This is a genomic window from Klebsiella sp. PL-2018 (assembly GCF_019048985.1).
In the GTDB taxonomy this organism is placed as follows: domain Bacteria; phylum Pseudomonadota; class Gammaproteobacteria; order Enterobacterales; family Enterobacteriaceae; genus Klebsiella; species Klebsiella michiganensis.
In genome coordinates, this window is record NZ_CP077673.1 from 4,131,236 (window position 1) to 4,148,774 (window position 17,539).

The 17,539-nt window shown below is 55.6% G+C and carries 22 protein-coding genes; 7 read left to right on the forward strand and 15 right to left on the reverse strand.

Going from position 1 to position 17,539, the window contains the following annotated elements:
* Window positions 1-5: 5 nt before the first annotated feature.
* The 5 genes from MKleb_RS19215 to MKleb_RS19235 all read right to left on the reverse strand — a co-directional run bounded on the left by MKleb_RS19215 (window position 6) and on the right by MKleb_RS19235 (window position 3,986).
* Window positions 6-959 carry a transketolase family protein gene (locus MKleb_RS19215; protein ID WP_046877181.1) on the reverse strand — a complete coding sequence of 318 codons (954 nt, stop codon included), beginning with the start codon at window positions 957-959 and terminating at the stop codon, window positions 6-8.
* Window positions 952-1,782 (reverse strand): transketolase, encoded by an 831-nt coding sequence (locus MKleb_RS19220; protein ID WP_163586175.1) that lies wholly within the window; start codon window positions 1,780-1,782, stop codon window positions 952-954. The genes MKleb_RS19215 and MKleb_RS19220 overlap by 8 nt, the downstream gene beginning before the upstream one ends.
* The gene (locus MKleb_RS19225) at window positions 1,779-3,170 is read right to left on the reverse strand and encodes a PTS ascorbate transporter subunit IIC (protein ID WP_004852862.1); all 1,392 of its coding nucleotides are present in this window, start codon (window positions 3,168-3,170) and stop codon (window positions 1,779-1,781) included. Before MKleb_RS19225 ends, MKleb_RS19220 begins: the two co-directional genes overlap by 4 nt.
* Before the next feature lie 20 nt (window positions 3,171-3,190).
* Window positions 3,191-3,463, reverse strand: a complete 273-nt coding sequence (locus tag MKleb_RS19230) for a PTS sugar transporter subunit IIB (RefSeq protein WP_004870916.1) — start codon at window positions 3,461-3,463, stop codon at window positions 3,191-3,193.
* Window positions 3,464-3,542: 79 nt separating this feature from the next.
* A complete protein-coding gene (locus MKleb_RS19235) occupies window positions 3,543-3,986 on the reverse strand; it encodes a PTS sugar transporter subunit IIA (RefSeq protein ID WP_025106670.1) in 444 nt (147 codons plus the stop codon).
* Window positions 3,987-4,221: 235 nt separating this feature from the next.
* Here MKleb_RS19235 and MKleb_RS19240 point away from each other — a divergent pair, with 235 nt between their 5' ends.
* On the forward strand, window positions 4,222-5,241 hold the full coding sequence (locus tag MKleb_RS19240; protein WP_014230261.1) for a LacI family DNA-binding transcriptional regulator: 1,020 nt from the start codon (window positions 4,222-4,224) through the stop codon (window positions 5,239-5,241).
* A 4-nt stretch (window positions 5,242-5,245) separates the two neighbouring features.
* Here the strand turns inward: MKleb_RS19240 and yfcD are convergent, their stop codons facing one another.
* Genes yfcD through yfcF form a run of 3 tightly spaced genes read right to left on the reverse strand, consistent with a single transcriptional unit; the run spans window position 5,246 to window position 7,111 of the window.
* A complete protein-coding gene (gene yfcD / locus MKleb_RS19245) occupies window positions 5,246-5,800 on the reverse strand; it encodes an NUDIX hydrolase YfcD (RefSeq protein ID WP_004852867.1) in 555 nt (184 codons plus the stop codon).
* Between the two features lie 58 nt (window positions 5,801-5,858).
* Complete coding sequence (gene yfcE, locus MKleb_RS19250) at window positions 5,859-6,410, reverse strand: phosphodiesterase (protein WP_128334602.1); 552 nt, start codon at window positions 6,408-6,410, stop codon at window positions 5,859-5,861.
* A 56-nt stretch (window positions 6,411-6,466) separates the two neighbouring features.
* Window positions 6,467-7,111, reverse strand: coding sequence for a glutathione transferase (gene yfcF, locus MKleb_RS19255; RefSeq protein ID WP_116280128.1), 645 nt, complete (start codon window positions 7,109-7,111; stop codon window positions 6,467-6,469).
* A 209-nt stretch (window positions 7,112-7,320) separates the two neighbouring features.
* Here yfcF and yfcG point away from each other — a divergent pair, with 209 nt between their 5' ends.
* The 6 genes from yfcG to MKleb_RS19285 all read left to right on the forward strand — a co-directional run bounded on the left by yfcG (window position 7,321) and on the right by MKleb_RS19285 (window position 10,897).
* Window positions 7,321-7,950 (forward strand): GSH-dependent disulfide bond oxidoreductase, encoded by a 630-nt coding sequence (gene yfcG, locus MKleb_RS19260; protein ID WP_025106668.1) that lies wholly within the window; start codon window positions 7,321-7,323, stop codon window positions 7,948-7,950.
* A gap of 65 nt (window positions 7,951-8,015) precedes the next feature.
* Window positions 8,016-8,378 carry a dihydroneopterin triphosphate 2'-epimerase gene (gene folX, locus MKleb_RS19265; protein ID WP_004104107.1) on the forward strand — a complete coding sequence of 121 codons (363 nt, stop codon included), beginning with the start codon at window positions 8,016-8,018 and terminating at the stop codon, window positions 8,376-8,378.
* Window positions 8,379-8,398: 20 nt separating this feature from the next.
* Window positions 8,399-9,292, forward strand: a complete 894-nt coding sequence (locus tag MKleb_RS19270) for a TIGR01777 family oxidoreductase (RefSeq protein WP_148850896.1) — start codon at window positions 8,399-8,401, stop codon at window positions 9,290-9,292.
* 215 nt (window positions 9,293-9,507) lie between these two features.
* A complete protein-coding gene (locus tag MKleb_RS19275; protein ID WP_025106666.1) occupies window positions 9,508-9,762 on the forward strand; it encodes a hypothetical protein in 255 nt (84 codons plus the stop codon).
* 3 nt (window positions 9,763-9,765) lie between these two features.
* Window positions 9,766-10,332 (forward strand): hypothetical protein, encoded by a 567-nt coding sequence (locus MKleb_RS19280; protein WP_025106665.1) that lies wholly within the window; start codon window positions 9,766-9,768, stop codon window positions 10,330-10,332.
* Window positions 10,333-10,399: 67 nt separating this feature from the next.
* Complete coding sequence (locus tag MKleb_RS19285) at window positions 10,400-10,897, forward strand: GNAT family N-acetyltransferase (protein ID WP_025106664.1); 498 nt, start codon at window positions 10,400-10,402, stop codon at window positions 10,895-10,897.
* Window positions 10,898-10,938: 41 nt separating this feature from the next.
* On the opposite strand, the gene hisP is transcribed toward MKleb_RS19285, so the two are convergent.
* The 7 genes from hisP to purF all read right to left on the reverse strand — a co-directional run bounded on the left by hisP (window position 10,939) and on the right by purF (window position 17,522).
* Window positions 10,939-11,712: a histidine ABC transporter ATP-binding protein HisP gene (gene hisP / locus MKleb_RS19290; protein WP_004852881.1), complete on the reverse strand. Its 774-nt coding sequence runs from the start codon at window positions 11,710-11,712 to the stop codon at window positions 10,939-10,941.
* 7 nt (window positions 11,713-11,719) lie between these two features.
* On the reverse strand, window positions 11,720-12,436 hold the full coding sequence (gene hisM / locus MKleb_RS19295; protein ID WP_004852883.1) for a histidine ABC transporter permease HisM: 717 nt from the start codon (window positions 12,434-12,436) through the stop codon (window positions 11,720-11,722).
* Window positions 12,433-13,119 (reverse strand): histidine ABC transporter permease HisQ, encoded by a 687-nt coding sequence (locus tag MKleb_RS19300; protein WP_014230269.1) that lies wholly within the window; start codon window positions 13,117-13,119, stop codon window positions 12,433-12,435. Before MKleb_RS19300 ends, hisM begins: the two co-directional genes overlap by 4 nt.
* 66 nt (window positions 13,120-13,185) lie before the next feature.
* Window positions 13,186-13,968 carry a histidine ABC transporter substrate-binding protein HisJ gene (gene hisJ / locus MKleb_RS19305; protein ID WP_004123203.1) on the reverse strand — a complete coding sequence of 261 codons (783 nt, stop codon included), beginning with the start codon at window positions 13,966-13,968 and terminating at the stop codon, window positions 13,186-13,188.
* Window positions 13,969-14,225: 257 nt separating this feature from the next.
* Complete coding sequence (argT, locus tag MKleb_RS19310; protein ID WP_025106663.1) at window positions 14,226-15,008, reverse strand: lysine/arginine/ornithine ABC transporter substrate-binding protein ArgT; 783 nt, start codon at window positions 15,006-15,008, stop codon at window positions 14,226-14,228.
* Window positions 15,009-15,299: 291 nt separating this feature from the next.
* Window positions 15,300-15,869: a UbiX family flavin prenyltransferase gene (locus MKleb_RS19315; RefSeq protein ID WP_004852887.1), complete on the reverse strand. Its 570-nt coding sequence runs from the start codon at window positions 15,867-15,869 to the stop codon at window positions 15,300-15,302.
* A gap of 135 nt (window positions 15,870-16,004) precedes the next feature.
* Window positions 16,005-17,522, reverse strand: coding sequence for an amidophosphoribosyltransferase (gene purF / locus MKleb_RS19320; protein WP_004123211.1), 1,518 nt, complete (start codon window positions 17,520-17,522; stop codon window positions 16,005-16,007).
* Window positions 17,523-17,539: the final 17 nt, after the last annotated feature.

Sequence of the window (17,539 nt, forward strand, 5' to 3'; positions counted from 1 at the left end):
TTTATTTACAGCAGCTCTCGCGCCGCCGAGACAATATCATGCGCCGTCAGGCCATACTCCTTCTGCAAGAAATCCTGCGTTCCCACCTGGCCATAGCGCTCCTTCACCCCCACGCGACGCATCGGAACCGGGCAGGTCTCCACCAGCACTTCCGCCACCGCCGATCCCAGTCCGTTATGAATACTGTGGTTTTCACAGGTCACGATACGCCCGGTTTTCTCGGCATAATTTTTCACCAGCATGCGGTCGATGGGCTTCAGGGTAAACATATCAATCACCGCCGCGCTGACCCCTTCCTGCTCAAGCTGACGCGCCGCCTCAAGGGCTTCCGCCACCATGATCCCGTTGGCAATCAGGGTAATGTCGTCGCCTTCGCGCAGCACATTCCCTTTGCCGATGGTAAACGTCGAACCCGGCGCATAGACGCTCGGCGCCTGTTTGCGGATCGTGCGTACCCAGTAAAAACCGTCGAGATCGATAAGCTGCCGCAGAATATCCTCAAACATCACCGCATCGGTCACTTCCAGCACCACCGAATGCGCCAGACCGCGCACGATCCCCATATCTTCAAACGACATATGGGTTCCGCCGTTATGGCAGGCGGTCACCCCGGCATCAGAGGCGATCACCTTGACGTTATTCCGCTGATAATCGAGCGACATAAACAGCTGGTCGAAGCAGCGGCGGCTGGCGAAAGCGGTAAAGGTATGGACAAACGGCTTGCGTCCGGTCAACGATAGCCCGGCGGCGGTGCCGATCACGTTGGCTTCCATAATGCCGCAGTTGATGACGTGCTGCGGATGCTCCCGCGCGACGCCATCCATCGCCATGGAGCTCATCAGATCCGCTTCCAGCGCGATAATCGGGCTCCTGGCTTCAATTTGCTGCGCGACGAATCCGGCATAGACTTTACGCATCTCTACGGCATCTTTTTGCCCTGCGGGTGCAACCTTAATCATGTTCAGCCTCCAGTTGGCGAATCGTCTCGTTTAGCGTCTCTTTCATCTCCGCCGTCAGGCGTAAATGGTGGTTATTACTGAGATTCTCGATATACGGCACGCCCTGGCCTTTCACGCTATCGAGAATAACCACGCGCGGGCGCGCATCGACGGGAGGTACGGGTTGAACCGCGGCCAGCAGCCCGGGGATGTCATCGCCTTTGACGGTGACAACATCAAAACCAAAGGCGCGGAATTTATCCTCCAGGTTGAAAGCGCAAATGATTTCATCCAGCCTGCCGTCAAGCTGTAGCTTGTTCCAGTCAACAAACACGGTCAGATTATTCAGACGGTGATGGGCAATAAACTGAAAGGCCTCCCAGCACTGGCCTTCATTCAGCTCGCCGTCGCCAACGATACAGAACACGCGATTCGCCCGCCCCGCCAGCTTATGCGACAGCGCCATGCCGCCGGCGATGGAAATCCCCTGCCCCAGCGAGCCCGTAGTGGCGTCCACCCCACGCGTTTTCAGCCGGTCCGGATGGCTTGGCAGTCGCGTACCGTTCTGGTTTAGCGTACTCAGCTCCTCCATCGGGAAATACCCCTTAATCGCTAACGTACTGTACAGCGCGGGGCCGGCATGACCTTTTGATAACACAAAGTAGTCGCGCTCTGGCCAGTCCGGGTCCGCGGGATCAATTTTCATCACCGCGCCGTACAGTACCGCCAGCGTCTCCACGACCGACATACTGCCGCCGTAGTGGCCGAAACCGAGGTCCGTCAGCGATTTCAGGGTAGCGACGCGAATGTCCCGCGCCAGGTTAGTCACTTCTTGCACATTCATGATTTCGCTCCGCTGTTCTCCTGCGCGCCGCCGCCCACAGGTTTCTTTTTCACAAAAACGTTGTACGCCACCAGCAGCACAAACAACGCCACAACAAGGCCGGTAATCGCAAACGGCGACAGGTAGCGGGCCAGGTTACCCAGCACGATACCCACGGCGCCGAAATCCGCATCCGAGAAAGTGGTGTTGGCAAAGCCAATCGCCCCCAGTACCGGCAGCAGCAGCACCGGCAGGAAGGTGATCAGCAGGCCGTTGGCAAACGCGCCAATCATCGCCCCGCGCCGCCCGCCGGTGGCGTTGCCAAAGACGCCTGCGGTCGCGCCGGTAAAGAAATGCGGCACCACGCCGGGCAGGATCAGCACCCATTTAAACTGCCCGCAGAGGAACAGCCCGACCAGACCGCCGAGGAAGCTAAACAGGAAGCCAATCAGCACCGCGTTGGGCGCGTAGGGGTAAACAACCGGGCAGTCCAGCGCCGGACGGGCGTTGGGCACCAGCTTTTCTGAAAATCCGGTAAAGGCCGGCACGATTTCCGCGAGGATCAGACGTACCCCTTGCAGGATGATGAACACCCCGGCGGCGAAGGTAATCGCCATAATGATGGCGTAAACCAGGTAGTTCTGGCCTCCGCTAAAGGTGCTTTCCACGTACTCGCGCCCCGCGCTCACCGCCATAATCAGATAAATAATCATCATGGTCAGCGAAATGGAGATGGAGCTGTCGCGCAGGAAGCTCAGGTTTTTCGGCAGGTTCATCTCTTCAGTTGAACGCGATCCTTTACCGCAGACGCTACCGATCCAACCCGACAGCACATAGCCCAGGGTGCCGAAATGGCCGAAAGCGATATCATCCGTACCGGTAATACGCTTCATATAGCGCTGGGCCAGCGCCGGGAAGAACGCCATCACCAGCCCGAGGATCAGGGAGCCGGTAAAGACCAGCCCGACGCCTTCGAAACCCGCCACGGTAAGAATCACGCCGATCATACAGGCCATATAGAAAGTGTGGTGACCGGTCAGGAAGATATACTTCAGACGCGTAAACCGGGCGACCACAATATTCGCTACCATCCCGAACGCCATAATCAGCGCGGTTGAAGCACCGTATTTTTCCAGTGCAATAGAAACAATCGCCTCGTTATTAGGAATAATGCCCTGAATATTAAAAGCATGTTCAAACATGCCCCCCAGCGGATTCAGCGAACCGACTAATACCGTCGCACCGCCGCCAAGAACAATAAAACCCAGAATTGTTTTAATGGTTCCCTTGACGACATCGGAGAAAGATTTCTTTTGCGCTACCAGACCAATTAACGCAATTAAACCGACCAGCACCGAGGGTACTTTTAGAATATCAACAACAAAATTCAGCGTTTCAAGGATAAACATATCCACCTCGCTATCAATAATTATTGTCTGGCGAACCACGCGCGCAGCTGCGCTTCGAGTTCGTTAATATCGATGATGTTGGTAATCACCACCAGCTGGCTTTCCGGCACGCTGGCGCTGGCGGCAATGTCTTTTGCCATCACGAATAAATCCGCCGCGCCCGGCGTTGCCGACGACAGATCGGAGTGCTCTACCTCGGCCTCGATATCGAGTTTTTTAAGCACTTTTTTTATATTCATCTCAACCATAAAACTACTGCCCAGGCCAGAGCCGCAAATTGCCATAATTTTCATTGTTATCACCTTTTTTGGGTAGAGTACGTCCACATCACGCAGGCGCGTAATGGGTTATAAGCCGGATAATAAAATTGAATCAGTAGCGCGCGATGATCGTTTTTATCTCCTCAATATTGGTTGCCTGATGTAATTTATTCATATCTTCATCGCTGGAAAATAATTCCGCCAGGGCAGAAATCATTTCGATATGGCTATGTTTATCCGGCGCCGCAAGCATAATGATAATATCAACCGGGTCGAACTCCTCAGAGCCAAACGATACCCCTTGTTGCAGTTTCAACAGCGACAGCCCCAGGCCCTTCGCGCCCTCCTCAGGCCGCGCATGCGGCATCGCCAGTCCCGGGGCCAGCACGTAGTACGGCCCGAGCCGCTGGTGCTGCTCCACGATGGCCGTCACGTAGGCAGGTTCGATAACGTCGGCCTTCAGCAGCGGCCGGGCGCAGATATCCAGCGCCTGTGGCCAGGTCTCTACGCTTTGCCGCAGCGCGATGGTGGCATCAGAGAGCCAAGTCGTGAGCATTTTGTCCCGCCTCTTTTAGCAAAAGATGGGCAAACTTTATGCAAGCAGCCAATAGTTATCTGCGAGAACGATCACAAAGATAGCGCTACCAATGCTGAACATTCAGATTTGTGATAGCGCTATCAATTCGTAATCATCCCATCAAAACGCAGCAAAAAGGCCCGTTTAAGGCGTATACTCCCTGACACGTGAAGTAATGGATGATAATAAAAACGTCTGTTTAGCAGGAACATGTATGTCTCTAACCCGAAAACGGCGTAGTACCGGTAAAGTCACGATCGCCGATGTTGCTCAGCTGGCTGGTGTGGGAACCATGACCGTGTCCCGCGCCCTTCGCACGCCGGAACAGGTTTCCGATAAGCTACGTGAAAAAATCGAAGCGGCGGTGCAAGAGCTAGGGTATATGCCTAATCTCGCCGCCAGCGCGCTGGCGTCTGCCTCCTCAAGAACCATCGCGATGGTGGTACCAAATCTTGCCGAGGCGGGCTGTTCGGCGATGTTTGCCGGGCTTCAGCAGATATTACAGCCGGCAGGGTATCAAATCATGCTGGCAGAATCGCAGCACCGTCTGGAGCAGGAAGAAAAGCTGCTGGAAACGCTGCTGGCCTCTAACATCGCCGCCGCCATTCTGCTTAGCGTTGAACACAGCGATACCGTACGCCACTGGCTGAAGAACGCCTCGATTCCGGTGGTGGAGATGGGCGCAATGCGCGCCGATCCGATCGACATGAATATTGGCATTGATAACGTGGCGGCGATGTTCGAGCTGACGGAGATGCTTATCCACCGCGGCTATCAGAATATCGGTCTGCTGTGCGCCAATCAGGAACAGTGGATTTTTCAGCAGCATTTGCAGGGGTGGTATAAAGCCATGCTGCGCCATCATATGTCGCCTAACCGGGTAATTAACGCCGCGCTGCCCGCCAACTTTTCCACCGGCGCTTCACAGCTGCCGGAGTTTTTGCTGGCATGGCCGGAGCTGGATGCGCTGGTTTGCGTTTCCGATGAGCTGGCATGCGGAGCGCTGTATGAATGTCAGCGTCGGCGCATAAAGGTACCGGATGATTTAGCCGTCGTCGGTTTTGGCGACAGCGACGTGAGCCGGGTCTGCCAGCCGCCGTTAACGACCATGGCGGTACCGCACCATAAGATTGGTATAGAAGCCGGGCGCGCCCTTCTGGAGCGTCTTACGGAGGGAAACTGGAGCGACAGAAAGCCCATCGCGTCCAGTTTATGCATGAGGGACAGCTGTTAGAAAACTACTCAGCCTCTTCCTGCTTTTCGCTTTTTGCTGACTCATTATTCGCATTGCGGGTCATCCACAGCGCCAGCGCTTTTAATGAGTCCGGAGTGAACTCATCGCAGCGGGCGGTGATCTCTTCCGGCGTCAGCCAGCACACTTCGCTCACTTCTTCTTCCTGCAGCGCGAACGGGCCGTGCGATACGCAGCTAAACAGGCCGCCCCAGACGCGGCAGTGTTTATCTTCGTAGTAGAACTGCCCGTGGTCAGCAAAAGGCACGCCGGCAATACCGAGCTCTTCTTCCGCCTCACGGCGCGCGGATTCCAGCATTTGCTCGTCAGCCTGCACCACGCCGCCGGCGGTGGCGTCCAGCATACCCGGCTGGAAATCTTTTGTTTCGGTACGACGCTGCACCAGGATTTTGCCCATCCCATCATGAACAACAATGTAGGTCGCTCGATGACGCAGGCACTCCGCACGCATTTGTTCGCGGCTGGACTGTGCTATCACCTCATTGTTTTCATTAACAATATCGACCCATTCTGTGCTTGCCAAATGATTCTGTTCCGCCATCAGGAAACCTTACTTTTTAAAGCGCTCTTGCGGCGCGTCTATACGGTTGAGGGGTAAATTACGGGTAAATTGCGACCTCTGCAATAACCTGATTATCATCGAGTGCTAAAACCTGCAATTGCCCCTCGTTCAGAAGACCGTAGCTGGCGGTAAATCCCCCTTTAGGGATGCTGACCGAGCCGGGATTGTAGAGAAAAATCTCGCCGCGTTTCTCGGCAACCGGAATATGAGTATGGCCATAAGCCAGCACATCGCCAGCGGCGAGAGGAGGCAAATTTTCGGGGCTATACAGATGCCCGTGGGTCAGAAACAGACGGGTTCGCGCGCTCAAAACCTGCTGCCAGGGGGCGGTAATGGGGAACCGCAGCAGCATTTGATCGACTTCGCTGTCGCAGTTGCCGCGTACGGCAATCACCCGCTCCGCCACGCTATTTAGCGCCTCCGCGACCAGGGCCGGCGCATAGCCTTCGGGAAGGGCGTTACGCGGCCCGTGATTGAGCACATCGCCGAGGATAACCAGCCACTGCGCCCCACTGCGCGCGAACAGCGCAAGCACGCGTTCAGCGGCAGGCAGAGAGCCGTGGATATCCGAGGCAAACATCAGCTTCATACATTTCATCTCCACGCATTACGATGCCGCTATGATAACGGAACCGCTGGCGCTTATCAGCCCGCGCGTTTGGCTGAGAGTGCGACGTAGCGCTGAACCGACGCCCGCTGCCACTGGAAGGTGGCGTAATCCACCAGCGCGGCGGGAACCTCATCGCCGTTCAGGACCAGGCGATTGAGCATCAGCGCCAGGTCGGTATCGGCAATGGACCATTCGCCAAATAGATTCTGCCCGCCATGGGACAGCAGAACGCCAGCCGTTGCAAACAGCTTGTCGGCGCTTTTTTTCCCGGCTTCGCTGAGCGGAGGTTTCTTTGCTGCGGCAAAGACCACGTCCGTGGAGCGCTCTTCGCGAATCGGCATTAAATCGCTACGCAGCCAGGCCTGCACCTGACGCGCCCGCGCGCGCTTTTGCAGGTCATGCGGGTAAAGCCGCTCCCATTCCGGGGGCGCAAAGCGCTCATCCAGATATTCGGTAATCGCGGAGGATTCGCTCAGGAAGAATTCCCCGATCTCCAGCAGCGGTACGCGACGCGTCGCGCTGTAGCCTTTCCAGCCGCTTTGCAAATGCTCGCCGCTGTCGAGGTTGATGGTTTTCAGGGTAAAAGGCAGGCTCTTTTCCTGCAGGGCAACGTATACGGACATCACATATGGCGAGAAAAAATCGGCGTCGGACCACAGGGTAATCGCGGGCTGGCTCATAGCATCCTCAATGGCTAATGTAATGGGGCGATACGCCAACATATCCTGTCTTTCAGAGGATGTCACTGACCGCCACGCTGAGGATCTTACATACTTCTCAGGGGGTGAATGCGATCGGCGAAAGTCATCCAGGATAAGGCAAACCTGTCGGATGATGCCAGTTCACCTATACTCGAAAAGTTTGCGACCTGTGACGGCGAGGAATTTTCATGATCGATTTTTACTACGCACCCACTCCTAATGGCCACAAAATCACGTTATTCCTCGAAGAAGCGCAGCTGGCGTATCGCCTCATCCGGGTGGATATCGGCAAGGGGGAACAGTTTCATCCGCAGTTTCTCGCGATCTCACCCAACAACAAGATCCCGGCGATCGTTGACCACGCTCCCGCCGACGGTGGTGGCCCATTAAGCCTGTTTGAATCCGGCGCCATCCTGCTCTATCTGGCTGAAAAAACGGGAAAATTACTGAGCGGCGAGCTCCGCGAGCGCCACGTCACCCTACAGTGGTTATTCTGGCAGGTCGGCGGGTTGGGGCCGATGCTCGGACAAAATCATCACTTCAACCACTTTGCCCCGCAGGCGGTGCCCTACGCCATTGAGCGCTATCAGGTGGAAACGCAGCGCCTGTATGGCGTGCTCAATCGGCGCCTTGGCGAGAGTCCCTGGCTTGGCGGTAATCACTACAGCATCGCCGATATCGCCTGCTGGCCATGGGTGAATGCCCACCAGCGCCAGCGTATCGACCTTGCCAATTTCCCGGCGGTGCATAACTGGTTTGAACGCATTCGCCAGCGCCCGGCCACCGTTGAAGCGCTTCTGAAAACAGAAGCCCATTAACCCCCTGCTCGCCCGGGAAGCTTTGATGTATGATTGCGGAAATTACTACACGGAGGAAGCCTGCCATGTCTCAACCAGACGCCATTATTCGAATTAAGAACCTGCGCCTGCGTACTTTTATCGGAATTAAAGAGGAAGAGATCGCCAACCGCCAGGACGTGGTGGTTAACGTCGCGATCCACTACCCGGCGGAAAAATCGCGCAACAGCGAAGATATTAACGATGCGCTGAACTACCGCACCATCACCAAGCGCATTATTAGCCATATTGAGAATAACCGCTTCTCTCTGCTGGAAAAATTAACTCAGGATGTGCTCGACATCGCACGCGAACATCACTGGGTCACATATGCTGAAGTAGAGATCGATAAACTGCATGCGCTGCGCTACGCCGATTCGGTATCCATGACGATGAGCTGGCGGCGCTAGATGCATCTTAGGGAGGCGCTATGAACGTTCTGCTTACTGGCGGTACCGGCCTGATTGGCCGCCATCTGATCCCCCGGCTACTGGAGCTTGGACATCACGTAACGGTTTCTACGCGCAGCCCTGAAAAGGCCAAAAGCCGCCTCGATTCGCGCGTCACCCTGTGGCGCGATTTCGAGCAGCAGGCGAACCTCAACGGCATTGATGCCGTCATTAATCTGGCCGGCGAGCCGATCGCCGATAAGCGCTGGACGGCGGAGCAGAAACAGCGTCTCTGCCACAGCCGCTGGGATACCACCCAAAAGCTGGTCACGCTGTTCAACGCCAGCGATACGCCGCCCTCGGTGCTGATTAGCGGCTCCGCCGCCGGTTATTATGGCGACCTCGGTGAAGTCGTGGTAACCGAAGAGGAGCCGCCGCACAACGAGTTTACCCACAAGCTTTGCGCCCGCTGGGAGCAAATCGCCTGCGAAGCGCAGAGCGATCGCACCCGCGTCTGCCTGCTGCGTACCGGCGTGGTGCTGGCGCCGCGAGGCGGTATTCTGGCCAAAATGACGCCGGCCTTTAAGCTTGGCCTCGGCGGCCCTATCGGTAGCGGAAGGCAATATCTGGCGTGGATCCACATCGACGACATGGTCAACGGTATTCTCTGGCTGCTGGATAACGACCTGCGGGGGCCGTTTAATATGGTTTCCCCTTACCCTGTGCGCAACGAGCAGTTCGCCCACGCGCTGGGGCATGCGCTAAATCGCCCTGCCATTTTCCGCGTCCCGGCGGCGGCCATTCGCCTGCTGATGGGAGAATCTTCCGTTCTGGTACTCGGCGGCCAGCGCGCGCTGCCTAAACGCCTGGAAGCCGCCGGATTTGGCTTTCGTTGGTACGATCTGGAAGAAGCGCTGGCCAACGTGCTGCGGTAGTCCAGGTCCATCAGGGAGAGTATCGCTCTCCCTGATTAATTAATTTATGGAACCCGCCTCGCAGCGCGCAAAAATCACCAGTCCTGTGTCGCCTTAACTGTGAATCTCATTCCAGTGATATGCCTATCACTCTGCCATAACCCCTGCGTGTAATTTAACACCATCACACCGTTGACACCCGTCAACAACTTATTCAGCATTACCAGGACGAATTGATGAAGGAACATCCGGATAAACATATCAGAGCAGCTATTGACTACGCGCTGACACGAGACTGGATTTTTATCACTGGCGGCAAAAGCACTCACTGTTTTGGCAGGTTGATGTGTGGGACAGCCCGGCACCGGGAACATATGATGAGCATCTGGTCAACGCCTGCGGTACCCATTAACCACGCCAGGCAAATTATCAGAATGGTCGACCGCTGCCAGCCGCCTGCCTCGGGTCAGATTAACCACAAGAAGGATTAAACCATGGCGCTGTATAATTTTACGCTCACCCTCTCCGGCGTAACAGCTCGTACCGTGGGTCTGGAAGATGCGCTGCATGCCGCAGGCTGCGCTGACGCCCTGGTCTGTTTTTACGGAACGGCGGTCTATCTGGAGTTCGATCGCGAAAGAGACTCTCTTGAGCAGGCTATTCTGTCAGCGATTGCCGATATCGAATCCGCATCGGCTCTGAACGCGCGGGTTGAATCCGTCGATTCCGCGCTGGTCGGTTTAAGCGATATTGCCGAACTTACCGGCCTGACGCGACAGGCCGTCGCCTTATTAAAAGATGGCGCACGAGGCTCAGGTCAGTTTCCCGGGCCGGTACAGCGGGTTAAAGGCAATTCCCCGCTGTGGCGCTGGAAAACCGTCGTGGGCTGGCTGGTGATGGAAGGACGGCTTGCCGAAGATTCACCGCTGGTCGCCCACGCGACAGTTCTGGATAACCTCAACCTGGCGCTACAACTGAGGGCGACGCCGGAGAGCACCACCGTGCTGCGCTATCTTCGCGGCTTCGAAAATCAGCCCCGGGCTTGTCCGACGGTTGCTTAGACGCATTGCCCTTCCGGCGCTTTATGATGTTAAGGTGGCGGAATAATCCACCGCTATGGACCGCTTTATGAGAATACTCACCACTCCGCGCCTGCGCCTCTCTCCGTTTCACTCATCCGACTGGTCTTTTTTCCTGCGCTTACGACGAGACCCGGAAGTGATGCGCTATATGGGCGAGATTCTTGAGGAGCCGGCGCTGCGGACGCTGTTTGCATCACGCTGCGCTGACCCGGGCGTATTCGTACTGCGCGACGCCAGCGGCGCGGCGGTTGGCGATATTGGCCTGCGCATCAGCGGTAAAAATCCGCACGAAGCGGATGTCGGATACGCTCTCCTGCCTGAGGCTCAGGGGAAGGGTTACGCCAGTGAAGCGCTAAAAGCGATTTGCGACTACGGATTTCAGCAGCTCGGCGTTCACGCAATAAATGCCTGGGTGCTGGGCAGTAACGCGGGCTCTTCCCGTCTGCTGGAAAAACACGGCTTTATCCGCATTCAGGTGCTCGAAAAAGCATATCATCTGAACGGCATTGACTATGACGACTGGGTGTATCGGCTGGAGCGTTAGCCGCCCCGACGGAGAGTGTTCCGCCGGGGGCTGGACAGTGTTTACTTCAAAGAGCCCTTCAGGAACTGCTGCAGACGCTGGCTTTTCGGGTTGCCGAAGACCTCGTCAGGATGCCCTTCTTCTTCAATTTTGCCCTGATGCAGGAAGATCACGTGCGAGGAGACGTGGCGTGCAAAGCCCATTTCATGGGTGACCACGACCATGGTTTTCCCCTCTTCCGCCAGCTGCTGCATGATCCGCAGCACTTCGCCCACCAGTTCAGGGTCAAGCGCCGACGTCGGTTCATCAAACAGCAGTACGTCGGGCTCCATCGCCAGCGCGCGGGCAATGGAAACGCGCTGCTGCTGGCCGCCGGAGAGATGAACCGGATATTTAATCTGCTGGCGTTCATCAATACCGACTTTCGCCAGGTATTTTACCGCCCGATCGCGCGCTTCCTGTTTACTCAGGCCCAGCACCTGAATCGGCGCCTCCATCACGTTTTCCAGCACCGTCATATGGCTCCACAGGTTAAAATGCTGGAATACCATCGTCAGGCGAGTACGTAGCAAACGTAGCTGGTTTTTATCAGAAACCTTTAACTGGCCGTCTTTATCGCGAACCAGGCCAATGTTTTGCCCGTTAACAACGATCGTCCCTTCGCTGGGCTTCTCAAGAAAGTTAATACAGCGCAAAAAGGTACTTTTCCCGGAACCGGATGAGCCAATAATACTGATCACGTCTCCGGCTTTCGCCCGCAGTGAGACGCCCTTCAGTACTTCATGCTCGCCGTAACGTTTATGCAGATCGATTACATTTAATTTATTGTCGGACATGGCGTTCTCAGTGCGTCGAAGAAGGTTTGATATGCTGGAGCCAGCGCTTTTCCGCCCTGCGGAACAGGCTAATCAACACATACGAGATAATTAAATACAGTACTGCGGCAATACCGAAGGCGGTAAACGGCTGGTAGGTTGCCGAGTTAATATCGCGGGCAATTTTCAGCAGATCCGGCACCGTGGCGGTAAAAGCCAGCGCGGTGGAATGCAGCATCAGAATCACTTCGTTGCTGTATGCAGGCAGCGCAATACGCAGCGCGGAAGGCAAAATAATGCAGCGATACATTTTGACCGAAGAAAAACCGTACGCCCGGGCGGCTTCTATCTCGCCTGCCGGCACTGAACGAATCGCCCCGGCGAAAATCTCCGTGGTGTAGGCGCAGGTGTTCAGCGTCAGCGCCAGCACCGTACAGTTCAGGCCGCTGCGAAAGAAGGCGTTCAGCAGTTCTGTGCCTTTGACGACCTCAAGCGTGTACATTCCGGAATAGAACACCAGCAGCTGGACGTACAGCGGCGTGCCGCGAAAGATATAGGTGAACAGCCAGATGGGGAACTGGATAAATTTATTGCTCGACACTCGGCCAATGGCGAGGAAAACCGCCAGGATGCCGCCCATCACCACGGAAGAGATCAGCAGCCAGAGCGTAATCGCCACGCCGGTAAAGCGATAGCCGTCGGTCCACAGCAGGGATTTCCAGTACTCCTGAATAATATCAATCACAGGTCGGCCCTCTTCACGCCCACAGAATAACGGCGTTCGAGCATCAGCAGCACACCATTGGAAACCGTTGTAAATACCAGATAAATCAGGCCACAGACGATGGCAAAGTAGAACGGCTCCCAGGTGCTTTTACCCGCCAGCTGGGTTGCCTTGACCACATCTTCCAGTCCCAGCAGTGAGACCAGCGCGGTCGCTTTGAGGATAACCTGCCAGTTGTTGCCGATTCCGGGCAGCGCGTAGCGCATCATTGCCGGAAACAGAATACGACGAAAGGTTTGCCCACCGCTAAAGCCGAAGGCCGTCGCCGCTTCAATATGTCCCTTTGGCACCGCCAGGAAGGCGCCGCGAAAGGTTTCGGTGAAGTAGGCCCCGTAAATAAAGCCCAGCGTGATGATCCCCGCCACCATGGGGTCGATATCAAACTGCGCCAGGCCAAGCGCATCGGTTACGCCGTTGAGCGCAATCTGTAGCCCGTAGAAAATCAGCAGCATCAGCACCAGATCGGGCACGCCGCGGATTAAGGTGGTATAGCCTTCAAAAATCAACGCCAACGGACGATTGTTGGAAAGTTTCGCCCCGGCGCCCGCCAGACCGATAAGCACCGCCAGAACGACCGAGCTTAACGCCAGCTCAAGGGTGACCAGCGCGCCCTGAAAAATAACCTGTGAAAACCCGTACAGCATGCTGTCTGCCCTGTCTGTCATCAACCATCGCGCGCAAAATAACGCGCGACGGGGTACGCGGGATGGTTAGTCGCCGTACACGTTAAAATCGAAATATTTCTTCGCCAGCTTGTCGTAGGTGCCATCCTGGCGCATCTCGGCAAAGGCTTTATTCAGTGCTTCACGTAGTTCGTTATCCTCTTTGCGCAGCCCCATACCGGTGCCGACGCCGAACAGCTTCTCGTCTTTAATCGACGGACCGCCGAACTGATAATCCTTGCCGATAGGCTGTTTGAGGAAGCCTTCGCTGGCGGCGACTTCATCCTGGAACGCCGCGTCAATGCGTCCGGCAGTCAGGTCGGAATAAATATTGTCCTGTCCCTGATAGGAAACGATTTCAATGCCTTTTGGCGCCCAGTGCTCGTTGCCGTAGGTTTCCTGGGTGGTACCCTGGAGAACACCGACGCGCTTGCCTTTCAGCTTCGCGAGGTCTGGCGTAATATCGCTGCCTTTTTTCACGACCAGGCGTGAATCAGCCGCGTACAGTTTGTCGGTGAAGGCAATTTCCTGCTGGCGTTTTTCGGTGATCGAAAGCGAAGACATGATGGCGTCGATTTTCTTCGCTTTTAAAGAAGGGATCAGCGCGTCCAGCGGGTTCTCAATGAAGGTACATTGCGTATTGATACGCTTACAGAGCTCTTTTGCCAGATCGATGTCAAAACCCACCAGTTCACCCTGCGCATTCTTCGATTCGAACGGGGCATAAGTAGGATCGGTGCCGATGCGGACTTTTTGCGGAATGGCTGCGAATACAGTGGAAACGCTGGAAAGGGCCAGCGCTAAAGAGAGAGACAACGCCAGTTTTTTCATAACTATCCTCAACAGACTGTCATTCTAACGGATTTATTAGAAGTACTTACGGCAGTTATCGTGCCATTATTCGCCCCGGTAAGGCAAAGCATTCTGCGCCGGAAAGCAAATTTTTTCGCATCGGAAACGCTTAACTATGCACTTTTTAACATCGCGTGCGCAATTTCCTGCACCAAATTGATCCGCTAAAAGCGCAGCTGCACCAAAATCAGACAGAAAGGGATGCGCATGGCCCGGCGTCCGGGCCAGCGGGCGTCTTAATCACCGTAAACGTTGAAGTCGAAGTATTTCTTCGCCATTTTGTCGTAGGTGCCGTCTTTACGCATGTCGGCCAGCGCTTTATCAAACGCGGCCTTCAGCTCGCTATCGTCCTTACGCAGGCCGATGCCGGTACCATCACCGAAGAACTTTTTGTCTTTAACGGAAGGACCGGCAAAGGCAAAATCTTTACCGGCAGGTTGCTTGAGGAAGCCCTCGCTGGCGGCCACTTCATCCTGCAACGCGGCGTCCAGGCGACCCGCAGCAAGGTCTGAGTAGATCAAATCCTGATTCTGATAGGCCACAACGTCCACGCCGTGGCTGCGCCAGCGTTCATTACCATAGGCCTCCTGGGTGGAGCCCTGCAGTACGCCAACATGCTTGCCTTTGAGGGATTCCAGCGTCGGTTGAATCGGCGAGCCTTTGGCGGCGATCAGGCGGGAGTCGGCCGCGTAGAGCTTGTCAGAGAAGGCGATTTCCTGCTGGCGTTTTTCCGTAATCGACAGCGAAGAGATAATGGCGTCGATTTTCTTGGCCTTCAGCGACGGGATCAGGGAGTCGAAATCGCTGCCGACCCAGGTGCATTTTACTTTGATGCGCGAACAGAGCTCGTTACCCAAATCAATGTCAAAACCCACGAAATCCCCTTTCGCATCCTTTGAAGAGAAAGGCGCGTAGGTGGCATCGGTGCCAATGCGGATATTCTGCGGCAGCGCGGCGAACGCGCTGGAGGCGCTGCAAATTCCCATCATTAAAGAGAGAGCCAGGACCGTCTTCTTCATAGGTTACCCTTAAGTGTCGTGATGTTGTTATGCGATGCGTTATCTTGTTATTTGTACTGCCGGCAAAATCTTGCACGTTTTATGCCATTTTCTCAGTGCGTGCTGGAAATGGCGTTAAATATGTTAAATAAAGGTTGCAAGTTTGTCTTAAAAGGGAAGATACCAGCAATAACGGATAAACCGCAGTGCCGCAGCGCAAAAAAACAAATTAAATGTTGAGGATTTGATCGAGGCGACAAAATTGCACTGCAGGGAGGCGGATGTGAACAAAGCGCACTATCTTAGTGCGCCCTACGCGCCCTGCCAGCGGGAAAAGAGGTCTTGCGGAAGAGAGATATCGAACTGATCGATCACGCGATTGACCGTCTGATTGATCACATCGTCCAGGCTTTTCGGGCGATGATAAAACGCCGGAACCGGCGGCATAATCACCGCGCCCATTTCCGCCGCCTGGACCAGCAGCCGTAAATGGCCAAGGTGGAACGGCGTTTCCCGTACGCACAGCACCAGCGGCCGGCGCTCTTTAAGCACCACGTCCGCCGCCCTGGTCAGCAGCCCGTCGGTATAGCTATGAACGATGCCGGAGAGGGTCTTCATTGAGCATGGCAAAATCACCATCCCGGCGGTTTTAAAAGAGCCGGAAGAGATGCTGGCGGCGATATCGCGGGCATCGTGCACCACGTCGGCTAACGCCTGCACCTCGCGCAGGGAGAAATCCGTCTCCAGCGCCAGCGTCTGGCGCGCGGCCTGGCTTAAAATAAGATGGGTTTCGACATCCGAAACTTCGCGCAAAACCTGGAGCAAGCGTACGCCGTAAATCGCGCCGCTGGCGCCAGAAATACCGATAATGAGTCGCTTCACGATGATTGCCCCTTTCACACAATGGCGCAGACTTTGCCGGATTATAGTCTCCGACGCAACCGCGGACCCGCATTTGGCGCGAGAAAATAAAAAGCCCGCGGCCGTCAGACCGCGGGCTCTCAGCAAAACAGAGGATTACCCTTCGTTGTGCATCTCTAAGTTTTCAACTTCATTCTGCAGCTGAACCGCTTTCGCGTCGTCGTTACGCAGAGAGTCGAGATAGTCCAGATACTGCTGATCGACATCTTTAGTGACGTAGATACCGTTGAAGACCGAGCATTCAAACTGCTGAATATCCGGATTCTCCGCGCGCACCGCGTCAATCAGATCGTCCAGATCCTGGAAAATCAGGCCATCGGCGCCGATGATCTGGCGGATCTCATCTACCTCACGCCCGTGGGCTATCAGCTCATTGGCGGTTGGCATATCGATGCCATACACGTTCGGGAAGCGAATTTCCGGCGCAGCGGAGGCCAGATACACTTTCTTCGCCCCGGCTTCGCGCGCCATCTCGATAATCTGCTCAGAGGTGGTGCCGCGCACGATGGAGTCATCCACCAGCAGCACGTTCTTATCCCGGAACTCGGCGCGGTTGGCGTTAAGCTTACGGCGCACGGACTTACGGCGCAGCTGCTGGCCCGGCATGATAAAGGTACGGCCAACGTAGCGGTTTTTAACAAACCCCTGGCGATACGGCTTATCGAGGATGCGGGCAATTTCCAGCGCGATATCGCAGGAGGTTTCCGGAATGGGAATGACCACATCGATATCCAGATCTTCCCACTCGCGGGCAATTTTCTCGCCCAGCTTCGTGCCCATATTGACGCGGGCGCTGTAAACGGAAATTTTGTCGATGAAGGAGTCTGGACGCGCAAAATAGACGTACTCGAACAGGCACGGGTTGCTGACCGGGTTTTCCGCACACTGGCGAGTAAACAGCTGGCCTTTTTCGGTGATATATACCGCTTCACCAGGCGCCACGTCGCGCAGGAACTCAAAGCCCAGCGTATCCAGCGCCACGCTTTCCGAAGCGACCATATACTCGGTGCGGCCATCGCCGATATCGCGCTTGCCCAGCACCAGCGGACGAATGCCGTTCGGGTCGCGGAAAGCGACCATGCCGTGACCGATAATCATCGCCACGCAGGCATAAGCGCCGCGAATCTGGCGGTTGGTGGCGGCGATCGCCGCAAAAATGTTGTCTGCTTCCAGCGGATAGTGGCGGAAGTTGTCCAGCTCGCTGGCGAAGATATTGAGCAGGATTTCGGAATCAGAGGTGGTGTTGATGTGGCGGCGTTTTTCTTCAAACAGCTTTTTACGCAGCTCGTGAGCGTTAGTCAGGTTACCGTTGTGCGCCAACGTAATGCCGTACGGCGAGTTGACGTAGAAAGGCTGTGCCTCGGAGGCGCTGGAGCTGCCAGCCGTCGGGTAACGAACGTGACCAATACCCATATTGCCCTGCATACGCTGCATATGGCGAGCTTCAAAAACGTCGCTCACCAGACCGTTCGCCTTACGCAAACGGAAACAGTTGTTCGCATCAATGGTGATGATGCCTGCGGCATCCTGGCCACGATGCTGAAGCACCGTTAACGCGTCATAAATCGACTGGTTTACCGGCATAACACCGGCGATACCGACAATACCGCACATACGTCTTTTCCTCGTTA

What these genes read in the sequence shown, in the direction of transcription:
- MKleb_RS19215 (WP_046877181.1), bottom strand. Translation starts at nt 959, where the DNA reads ATGATTAAGGTTGCACCCGCAGGGCAAAAAGATGCCGTAGAGATGCGT.
- MKleb_RS19220 (WP_163586175.1), bottom strand. Translation starts at nt 1,782, where the DNA reads ATGAATGTGCAAGAAGTGACTAACCTGGCGCGGGACATTCGCGTCGCT.
- MKleb_RS19225 (WP_004852862.1), bottom strand. Translation starts at nt 3,170, where the DNA reads ATGTTTATCCTTGAAACGCTGAATTTTGTTGTTGATATTCTAAAAGTA.
- MKleb_RS19230 (WP_004870916.1), bottom strand. Translation starts at nt 3,463, where the DNA reads ATGAAAATTATGGCAATTTGCGGCTCTGGCCTGGGCAGTAGTTTTATG.
- MKleb_RS19235 (WP_025106670.1), bottom strand. Translation starts at nt 3,986, where the DNA reads ATGCTCACGACTTGGCTCTCTGATGCCACCATCGCGCTGCGGCAAAGC.
- MKleb_RS19240 (WP_014230261.1), top strand. Translation starts at nt 4,222, where the DNA reads ATGTCTCTAACCCGAAAACGGCGTAGTACCGGTAAAGTCACGATCGCC.
- yfcD (WP_004852867.1), bottom strand. Translation starts at nt 5,800, where the DNA reads ATGGCGGAACAGAATCATTTGGCAAGCACAGAATGGGTCGATATTGTT.
- yfcE (WP_128334602.1), bottom strand. Translation starts at nt 6,410, where the DNA reads ATGAAGCTGATGTTTGCCTCGGATATCCACGGCTCTCTGCCTGCCGCT.
- yfcF (WP_116280128.1), bottom strand. Translation starts at nt 7,111, where the DNA reads ATGAGCCAGCCCGCGATTACCCTGTGGTCCGACGCCGATTTTTTCTCG.
- yfcG (WP_025106668.1), top strand. Translation starts at nt 7,321, where the DNA reads ATGATCGATTTTTACTACGCACCCACTCCTAATGGCCACAAAATCACG.
- folX (WP_004104107.1), top strand. Translation starts at nt 8,016, where the DNA reads ATGTCTCAACCAGACGCCATTATTCGAATTAAGAACCTGCGCCTGCGT.
- MKleb_RS19270 (WP_148850896.1), top strand. Translation starts at nt 8,399, where the DNA reads ATGAACGTTCTGCTTACTGGCGGTACCGGCCTGATTGGCCGCCATCTG.
- MKleb_RS19275 (WP_025106666.1), top strand. Translation starts at nt 9,508, where the DNA reads ATGAAGGAACATCCGGATAAACATATCAGAGCAGCTATTGACTACGCG.
- MKleb_RS19280 (WP_025106665.1), top strand. Translation starts at nt 9,766, where the DNA reads ATGGCGCTGTATAATTTTACGCTCACCCTCTCCGGCGTAACAGCTCGT.
- MKleb_RS19285 (WP_025106664.1), top strand. Translation starts at nt 10,400, where the DNA reads ATGAGAATACTCACCACTCCGCGCCTGCGCCTCTCTCCGTTTCACTCA.
- hisP (WP_004852881.1), bottom strand. Translation starts at nt 11,712, where the DNA reads ATGTCCGACAATAAATTAAATGTAATCGATCTGCATAAACGTTACGGC.
- MKleb_RS19300 (WP_014230269.1), bottom strand. Translation starts at nt 13,119, where the DNA reads ATGCTGTACGGGTTTTCACAGGTTATTTTTCAGGGCGCGCTGGTCACC.
- hisJ (WP_004123203.1), bottom strand. Translation starts at nt 13,968, where the DNA reads ATGAAAAAACTGGCGTTGTCTCTCTCTTTAGCGCTGGCCCTTTCCAGC.
- argT (WP_025106663.1), bottom strand. Translation starts at nt 15,008, where the DNA reads ATGAAGAAGACGGTCCTGGCTCTCTCTTTAATGATGGGAATTTGCAGC.
- purF (WP_004123211.1), bottom strand. Translation starts at nt 17,522, where the DNA reads ATGTGCGGTATTGTCGGTATCGCCGGTGTTATGCCGGTAAACCAGTCG.